Below are 5350 nucleotides of genomic sequence, written 5' to 3' on the forward strand. Positions count from 1 at the left end.
ACTAGCAGAAAAATATAAACATCACAATATATTTGACTAGATACTTCCACTGAAAATACTCAAGTTAGGTTGATGAAAAACTACAAAACGCAATCACGAAATCAACTACAGTGACCCTAGGTTTTTCAGCATCTTGTATAAGAAATATAATAGAAAGTAATTATAAGTTCACTTCCTATTACATATAATTGGAAAAGCCATAAATGACTAGAATAGGAATTAAACAAAATAATGTTTGTTTCATTTACGAAAACAATTAATAGTAGAATAGGAGGTATTAAATAATGAAAAAAATAGCATCAGTATCATCTTTGGTATTGCTTGTTGGAATATTGGGGTATTATTCTCTAAGGCGAACCCCATATGATTTTATATTTATTATAATTATAGTTATTGGATTAGTTTTATCTTATTTAAATAACAAGAAAAATAGATACATGGATAAAAATAACAGCAAATAAATAAAGAATATATCATGTAGATAAACAACCCAATAGATGAATGTTTTTGGGTAAATACACAAAAGATAAAATGTGATATTAGTATTTTAAAAAATTAAAGATAATATATAACTTCTAATTATACATATAATGGACAGGCTGTTTATCCTACAATTAATGAAAAGAGCTGCTATAATTTTATAGCAGCTAAAACTAATTAAACATCATAGCAAGGGGATTAGAGTTCACTGCAGATTGTAGTTGGTGTTCGTCAATATGAGTATAAATTTCAGTTGTAGCAATACTTTCATGACCGAGAATTTGTTGAAGAGAGCGGATATCTACTCTACCATATTTATACATAAGAGTCGCTGCTGTGTGGCGAAGTTTATGAGTTGATATGGAGTTGGGATCAAGGCCAGAGAGAATAACATATTTTTTTACAACATTTTGGACAGCTCTTGTAGTTATACGATTATTATTTCTAGATATAAACAAAGCATTAGAATTAACATTAACTGAATTTCTAATTTGCAGCCAATCATTGATAGATTTCTTAGCAGCAGGAGTTAGAAATATCTTACGTTCTTTGTTACCTTTACCTATTACAGTTAAGATATCATTGTTTACTTGGCCAATATTTAAGCTAGCCAGTTCGGATAATCTTAATGCACAATTTAGAAATATTGTTATTATACAATGATCACGTGGAGATTTATTGCAAGAAAGCAATAATCGCACAGATTGTTCTAAATTAAGATATTTAGGTATACGCTTTGGCAATTTTGGAGTTTCTAATTCTTCAGCAATATTATTATCAAGGAGATGTGCTTTAGTTTTTAGATATTTCCAAAATTGACGCATTGACACTATTTTTCTTGATCTTGTTCCAGGTGAAGAATGTAGTGTTGTCTTGCAATAAGAAATAAAAGTATACATATCATGCAGAGCAATAGATTTTATAAATTCTAAATCTGCTTTAGAAAAATCTTCATCAACGATAGGAGTATTGCGCAAGTTCATAAGATAGTTGAAAAACATAAGTATATCTGTACGATATTCCTTGATTGTATTATCAGAACGACCTTTAATGACTACAAGGTAACTTAAGTATTGTTCAACTAATGGGCAAGTTTTGTTTGATTGCATAGAATCACCTCTTGTTTATATAATTAACATATTTTGTTAATTATAAACTCTTGTATTAAAATAATCAGAAGTTTGAATATTATCAACAATGTTGATTAAGATTTAATTAAATAAAATCTTGTGATATTCATAGAGTAATAAATATATAAAGTAATAAATATATAAAGGGAGCGACTACGATGAAGATTAATTATAATGGAAAAATATTTAAAGCTGCAGCTACTAGTAACAATGGAGAAGTAAACTGTGAAACAACTTTTTATTATTTTCAAGAAGGTGATATAGTTTGGGCAGAATATAATGGTGGATCAATAAAGAAAGGTATGCTTATTGCAAATATTGATAGTAATTATAATTTAAATATGAGATATCAACATGTAAATGAAAAAGGAGGAATTATGACAGGTAAATGCTTTTCTAAGCCAGAAATACTTGAAGATGGCAGAATAAGATTGAATGAAAAATGGGAATGGACATCTGGTGATTTTTCAAAAGGGGAGTCAGTTATTGAAGAAGTAATTAGATAACTCTTAGCAATAGAAATTTTGATTTAGTTCATTAAGAAATTAAGAGTGCTTGTATTATAAGGATATATGTCAGTATAAAGTGGCTATTAACTAGATGTGAGGCTGTTTGTTGAGGATATTCAATGAGAAAAGTTGCTTACCTTTAGATTATAAGGTAGAATGTCTTATTGTAAGGATATTTTAGAGGAGTTGAATAGAATGTATATATTTCAAACAATAGCTTTTAGTTTAGAATTATCATTTTATCTTGGTATGGCTTTATTATTAATAGTAAACAGAAATAATTTTCTTCAAAGAGCTGAAGGATATATGTTTGGAAGCTATTATAGAGGGTTTGTTCCAAGAAATTCTTATGATAGTGGATTACAGTATGAAGAAAGTAAGTGGAGACGTGCAATGAAAATATTAGATACCATTGCTGCATGTTGTGCAGCAATAATGTTTATATACTTTTCAATTCCATATTTAAAAGATATTCCACAATTAGTTACAAAAAATTTAGAGTATACAGATATTAATATATACTCAGAGGATGGAGTAGTAAATGATCCTTTTGAGAGTATTAATGTAAATGGAGTAGATATTAAATTTTTCTTTATTGGAAATTTAGAGAATGGTAAGAATTATAGAATAGGTTATCTTACTAATACTAAAAGGGGTATTTATCTTGAGTTAGCAGATAAAAATATTAAAATTCCAATAAAAAATAAGGATATTTCATCAAAAAACATTTTGATATACATATGTACAATTATTTGCCTAATAGCAATATATCTTTTGCTCTATTATAGTGGTGTTTATTTTGGATACAAAATTTTTATGATAACAACTATATTGTTTTATCCACTATGTATTGGATATTATATATATTGTGGGATAAGTACTGGGGAATGGGCTTCATCAGGTAATTTGGCATCTTTAGCTTTGTTTTTTGGGGTAGGAAGTTTATTTATATATAGTATATATAATATTTTAACGGAACCATTTACAGGTAAAGGGACTTTTCAACAATTTATTGCTTGCTATGAGATTGGATTTATAATAGCTATTATTATAAATTTATTCAAATTAATAATAAGATGAAATCAGAGAGTGGATTTCATTTTGCTGTTTTATAAAACAACTTTGTCCATTTTATATCATAACAATATATCTTGGGTTAAAGAGAATTTGTAAATTTTATACAAATAGTGTATAAGAAACAATTAAAACTTATTTTCATTATACATACACCCATTAGGCTAAATTAGGTGAATTATTTAGTTAAATAGGAGATATACATATGAATACATTCCAATTAATTTCATTTATATTAGAAGCAGTAGTTTTTATTTGTTTTACAATAGCAGTAGCTCTAACACCAAACTTATTTACAGGAAGGTTAGAGAGGTTTGGGCTTAACATAGAAATTAGAACTAAGAGTTCTGATATTATAGAAAGAATTTTAGCTGTGGCTATAGCAATCGTTTTTCTTATTTACTTAACTCTTCCATATATAAAAGATATACCCTTACTTATTACTGGAAATTTTCAGCAGACAATTGGAATACCTGAAAATATTGAATCAGAAGATAAAACTCTATTTGAGTATGTCCATATTAATGGAAAAGAAATTGAATACTTATTTACTTCAAAATTAGATACTCATAATCTCTATAGGATTAAATATCTTCCAAACACTAAAAGAGCAATTTTCACAAAATGTATAGATATAAATAATACTGATATAACTAAAAATATTGGCTTTCCCTATAAGTTGTTTTTGTTTCAGGTTGCAGTTATTTTAGGCATTATAGGTTCAATCTATTTACTACTAATGAGTTTAAAGTACTTAGGATATAAATTATTCTGGTATTCCTGCATAGCATTTTACCCCATTAGCATTTATAAATTTATAAAATATGGACTGAACATAGGTACATGGGTAACAATTGATAGTGTTGGATTTGTGGCTTTATTATTTGGATTTACTAGCTTTATATTTTTACTTACATTTGACATCCTTCAGAATCGAGGAAAAATTAGAGCGGATGTCTCAGGTTTTTTATCTCAAATAGTAGGAGTGAGTAATATTATTTTTATAGTGATGGAAATTTTAAACTAGAAAGCAATGTCATAAATCCTCCTTAAATTCGTTAGTAACTTCGGTCAGTGAATGTCCTTAGAAAATGCTTCGACGGTAAAGAAAGTTTTGTATAAATTGTATAAAGAATTATGCAAGCAACTTCTAATTATACATATAATGGACAAGTTTTAAGCTGCCATAATGATATGTTTAGATTAAAGTAAAATATTTAAAAATGTATGAGATCTCCACGTATAAGCTGGTTATGCACATAAATAAATTAAGGATTGAATATATAGGGATCCCACTGTGAAACTTAAGTTATACTTGTTCCAAAAGCTAGACGCATCAACTAGTTTTGGACATGTATAACTTAATAGTTGAACTGGGATACCTATAGAAGGGGAGATAAAATGTATATTGCAATAATTATGAAAATAATATTCTGGTTAATTATAATTGGACTACCAATATATATGAGCTATCTATTGATAAAGGCATTGAAAATTTATATTAAGAAGAATTCGTAAATTTATAAAGTAAAGGTATACCAACAATAGAAAACACTCTCAGGTAAGCGTTCATTCGTTATAATACTTGACCCTTGAGGAAATAGGATGATAGCAAACAAAATTGTAAACAAAACAACAATTTTGTTAACATACCCCAGGGGGCATTAACAAATTATGAACGGAATGAATGATTTGTTTTGCTATCTTTGCATCCATCCATTTAATAATGGAAAAAAATTATAAATTGCTAGGCTTACATATACTGAAGAGGCTCTTAGAGATATAAAAATTCTAGTAAAACTATCCAAACAGCAGAGTATGCTGTTTTTTTTGTATTATAAAAGATATAAATTTTAATGTAAAGGGAGGTTTGTTGATTTATAATGAATATTGACCCCCTTTTTACACTGAATATTGACCCCTTCACTTAAAAATAATATCCTTTATGTGTAGCTAAAAATAAAGCACATATGGAGGAGGCAATAGATAGAAGGTGAAGGACATACGAGACTGGTATACAGTAAAAAATATGCATAATAAGGGGGTACCTATAAAACAAATAGCTAGAGAGTTAAACATGTCAAAGAACACTGTGAAAAGCTTAATTAAGAAAGAAGATGAGCCTAAATATTCAAGAGCAGTTAGTTCAACTAGTAT

The 5350-nt window shown here is 27.8% G+C and carries 6 protein-coding genes; 5 read left to right on the forward strand and 1 reads right to left on the reverse strand.

Going from position 1 to position 5350, the window contains the following annotated elements:
- Window positions 1-284 precede the first annotated feature (284 nt).
- The gene (locus tag BUB83_RS22105; protein ID WP_159434108.1) at window positions 285-461 is read left to right on the forward strand and encodes a hypothetical protein; all 177 of its coding nucleotides are present in this window, start codon (window positions 285-287) and stop codon (window positions 459-461) included.
- A gap of 192 nt (window positions 462-653) precedes the next feature.
- Here BUB83_RS22105 and BUB83_RS20655 read toward each other — a convergent pair whose 3' ends face one another.
- Window positions 654-1589, reverse strand: coding sequence for a tyrosine recombinase XerC (locus BUB83_RS20655; RefSeq protein ID WP_073340980.1), 936 nt, complete (start codon window positions 1587-1589; stop codon window positions 654-656).
- Between the two features lie 179 nt (window positions 1590-1768).
- Here BUB83_RS20655 and BUB83_RS20660 point away from each other — a divergent pair, with 179 nt between their 5' ends.
- From BUB83_RS20660 to BUB83_RS20675, 4 genes are all read left to right on the forward strand, one after another.
- Window positions 1769-2116 carry an avidin-fold protein gene (locus tag BUB83_RS20660; protein ID WP_073340981.1) on the forward strand — a complete coding sequence of 116 codons (348 nt, stop codon included), beginning with the start codon at window positions 1769-1771 and terminating at the stop codon, window positions 2114-2116.
- Window positions 2117-2314: 198 nt separating this feature from the next.
- On the forward strand, window positions 2315-3199 hold the full coding sequence (locus BUB83_RS20665) for a hypothetical protein (protein WP_073340982.1): 885 nt from the start codon (window positions 2315-2317) through the stop codon (window positions 3197-3199).
- A gap of 199 nt (window positions 3200-3398) precedes the next feature.
- Window positions 3399-4220: a hypothetical protein gene (locus BUB83_RS20670; protein ID WP_073340983.1), complete on the forward strand. Its 822-nt coding sequence runs from the start codon at window positions 3399-3401 to the stop codon at window positions 4218-4220.
- Window positions 4221-5186: 966 nt separating this feature from the next.
- A partial coding sequence (locus BUB83_RS20675) for a helix-turn-helix domain-containing protein (RefSeq protein ID WP_143160613.1) occupies window positions 5187-5350 on the forward strand: 164 nt, incomplete at its 3' end.

The organism is Clostridium grantii DSM 8605 (assembly GCF_900129965.1).
Lineage (GTDB): Bacteria > Bacillota > Clostridia > Clostridiales > Clostridiaceae > Clostridium_AF > Clostridium_AF grantii.

Coding starts and splice junctions, on each gene's coding strand:
- BUB83_RS20670 (WP_073340983.1), top strand. CDS start 3,399: ATGAATACATTCCAATTAATTTCATTTATATTAGAAGCAGTAGTTTTT.
- BUB83_RS20655 (WP_073340980.1), bottom strand. CDS start 1,589: ATGCAATCAAACAAAACTTGCCCATTAGTTGAACAATACTTAAGTTAC.
- BUB83_RS20660 (WP_073340981.1), top strand. CDS start 1,769: ATGAAGATTAATTATAATGGAAAAATATTTAAAGCTGCAGCTACTAGT.
- BUB83_RS22105 (WP_159434108.1), top strand. CDS start 285: ATGAAAAAAATAGCATCAGTATCATCTTTGGTATTGCTTGTTGGAATA.
- BUB83_RS20665 (WP_073340982.1), top strand. CDS start 2,315: ATGTATATATTTCAAACAATAGCTTTTAGTTTAGAATTATCATTTTAT.